Genomic DNA, 244 nt, shown 5'->3' with positions numbered 1-244 from the left:
CTAACAAAAAGCACTATCTACGAGCAAATAGAAGCCGTCTCAATGACTTAACCGATGAGTTTCTTTAATTGCCTGTTACAACAACATTATCGATTCTAAAAGTTGTTGTAAGCTTGGCATTCTGTACGGGGGGATCATTTCCTTCATATCGAAATGCAATGTGTACTTTTCCTTTCAGATGATGTAAACTTACATCTCCTGAATTGATCCATTCTTTGGGATAGCCGTTCATTGAACCTTTTGC

Annotated in this window: 1 protein-coding gene; it reads right to left on the bottom strand. The window is 37.7% G+C overall.

The features are described 5' to 3' along the window. Window positions 1-64: 64 nt before the first annotated feature. The coding region (locus tag VJI94_RS08730) for a hypothetical protein (protein ID WP_324009089.1) at window positions 65-244 on the bottom strand (180 nt) is incomplete at its 5' end.

Source organism: Parvimonas sp. D9, assembly GCF_035282565.1.
GTDB classification, from domain to species: Bacteria; Bacillota; Clostridia; order Tissierellales; family Peptoniphilaceae; genus Parvimonas; species Parvimonas micra.
The sequence above is the reverse complement of the archived record's forward strand: the minus strand, read 5'-3'. Positions and strand labels throughout refer to the sequence as shown.